This is a genomic window from Candidatus Odyssella thessalonicensis L13 (assembly GCF_000190415.1).
Classification (GTDB): Bacteria; Pseudomonadota; Alphaproteobacteria; order Paracaedibacterales; family Paracaedibacteraceae; genus Paracaedibacter; species Paracaedibacter thessalonicensis.
This window is the reverse complement of record NZ_AEWF01000019.1, coordinates 1-3008: the sequence shown is the minus strand read 5'-3', so window position 1 is coordinate 3008 and position 3008 is coordinate 1. Positions and strand designations below refer to the sequence as shown.

Below are 3008 nucleotides of genomic sequence, written 5' to 3'. Positions count from 1 at the left end.
AAAAATTGTGGATGAACTTGCCAGTGCAGCAGCAAGAATTAATTTTATTTTGCAGTTGGGATATTTTAAAGCGAAGGGCGATTTCTTTAATTTTACATTTCAGGAAGTTCGTCATGATGTGTGGTATATCATCAATCATTATTTTCCAGAAACAAAGTTCCCTAAAAAACAGCTTAGCAATTATCAGCATTATACAAACAAGAAGAGAGTTTTAGCTTTATATAATTATGCCCAAGTGAAATCAAAGGATCACCTCCAACTATACGATCACGCAATTAGCCTTACTAAACTTCACGCTTCTCCCCTTTTTATTTTTGAAGGGTTACTGAAATTTTGTCATGAAAAACGGCTTATTAAGCCAGGATATACAACAACCCAGATCCTGATATCAAAAGCTTTGCAAGAAGAGCAGCAAAAATTGGTTAATAAAATATCGGAGCTCTTGGATAAAGAGACCCAGCCATTTTTAGATAGGCTACTTGAGGAAGATGATACTTTTTATCGTCTGACTTTGCTAAAGAAAGATCCAAAAAATTTTAGCACTACTGAAATGCGAAAAGAGCTTTCCAAACAACAAGACTTGATAGACATCTGCCTGCGCACACGCCATATCTTACCAGAATTAAATCTTTCTCCTAAAAATATGGAACATTTCGCTAGCTTTGCAGCTTATTATACTCCCTACAAGCTTAAGCGAATGAAACCAAGCCTATCATGGTTGTATTTACTTTGCTTTGCGCATGACCGCTTCTTAAAAGTTAATGACCACTTAGTTACTTTTTTTATTTATCGCACACGTAAATTTTACAATGATGCTGAACAGCATGCCAGCGAGAAAATGGATAGGGAGGAAGATCAAAAAAATAAAACCCTTCTTAAGGCAGGGGAATTGGCTCGACTATATATAAATCAGCATTTAACCGATAAAGATCTTCGACCTGCTGCTTTTAAAATTGTACCCAAAGAAGAAATAGATCTGTTTGTTAAAGAGCTGCTTAAAGCAAATAGCAGAAAGACTCGCTTGATCTGGAAATATCTTCAAACCCAGGGTAAATCCTTCATCTTAAACTTACGGCCTATATTTAAAGCTATCCAGTTTGAGAGTACTCCAGTCAATCCAATTAAAGCTGGCATGGAATTTATGAAGACCCATCTTAACAGCAAGGCATCATTTACGGATTACTCCTATGAAACCATCCCCACCCAATTTATCCCAAAAGGCCTTCTATCTTATATTACAACAAAAACAGGAAGCAGTAAAAATAAGCACTCTAAAAGGAAAACAATAGATAGTCATCTTTATGAGTTCATGCTTTACCTTCAATTACAACGACAGCTGGAAGCAGGGCAGGCTTTTGTATCGCTAAGTACAAAGCATCGTTCTATAGAAGAAGATCTTATTCCTTATCCTGATTGGATTAATAGCTGGGAGCAGATTCTTCAGCAGCTTAATCTGCCAATATTTCAACAACCTGTTAAGGTCATGCTGAAGGAGCTAAATGGGCTCTTATCCCAACGATATAAGGAAATAAACGACAATATCAAAAATGGCAACAACAAACATATTAAGCTTCGTGAGTCTAAGCAAAACAGCATCTCTTGGCGACTTCCTTATAAGAAGCAAGATGATGTTGTTAACAATCCTTTCTATGAAAATATACCCAATACTAACCTGAGCGAAGTTGTCCGGTTTGCAGCAGAAAACTCTATTTTTTATAAAGCTTTTACACCACTTTTGCCGCGTCAAGCTAAAAAGACTATAGATTTAAATGCTTTAGTGGCAGCCATTGTCGCAGAAGGTACAGGTATTAGTACCAGAAAAATGGCTGGAATTTCGGATATAAATGTGACTTCTCTGGATGCCATCCACAGTACCTATTTCCGTGTTTTTACATTAAAAGAAGCAAATGATATTCTTGTGAATGAAATTGCTAAACTGCCAATTTTTAAATTTTATAGCCTCACAGACTACGGCATTCTTGCCAGCGTAGATGGACAAAAAATCGAAACGAAATACCAAACGTTCATATCACGGTACTCTAAAAAATATTTTGGCTTCGGAAAAGGTATCTCAAGCTATAGCTTGGTTGCCAATCATGTTCCCATTAATAGTAAGATTATTGGAGCAAATGAACATGAAAGCCACCACTTATTGGATATCGTTTATAATAACAGTAGTGATATTAAGCCTACAGCTATTTCTGGTGATATGCATAGTATCAATCGGGTAAATTTTGCTCTGTTATATCTATTTGGCTATCAGTTTATGCCCCGATTTACGAGCTTGCATCAAAAAGCTCAAGAAACCCTGGTAAGCTTTCAAAACCCTGAGGAATACAAAGATCTGCTCATCAAACCGAGCTATAAGATTAATGAGAATCTCATTATTAAAGAGTGGAATAATGTGCTAAGAATTGTTGCCTCTCTTGCTCTAAAAAAGACAACCCAAGCCACTATCATTCGAAAACTATCTTCTTATAAACGTCTTAACCCTACCCTGAAGGCTCTAATCGAATTTGATAGAATTATTATGAGCCTATATATGCTGTCTTATATTGATTTGCCTGACATGCGTTCACAGGTTCATCGCTCCTTAAACAGAGGGGAGGCCTATCACCAACTAATGGCTGCAATACGAAAGGTTTCTGGCAACAAAATCCCAGGCAGAAACGAAATAGAATTAGAAATTCATAACCAATGCACCAGACTGATTGCTAATTGCATTATTTTTTATAATGCATCCATCTTATCTCGTATTTATGAGTACTATGAAAGAAGAGGTGATGAGGAAAGTTGTGATTTGATAAAACGTTTATCTCCTGTAGCCTGGCAGCATATCAATCTTGTGGGAAGATATGAGTTTTACCCAAAAGAAAAAACATAGATCTACAACAACTTATCCAAAATCTCTTAAGCTCTTCAAAAATCAATTTTTACCAGAAAAGCAAGGCATAGCGCAGATCTCAGCTAGGTCGTCAAAAATTTCGCGGCTATGGGCAAAAAACCCC

Annotated in this window: 1 protein-coding gene; it reads left to right on the top strand. The window is 36.6% G+C overall.

Going from position 1 to position 3008, the window contains the following annotated elements; translation table 11 throughout:
• Positions 1–2884, top strand: a 2884-nt coding sequence (locus tag HMO_RS0113245; RefSeq protein ID WP_010304585.1) for a Tn3 family transposase, incomplete at its 5' end; no start/stop codon positions are given.
• Between the last annotated feature and the right edge of the window lie 124 nt (positions 2885–3008).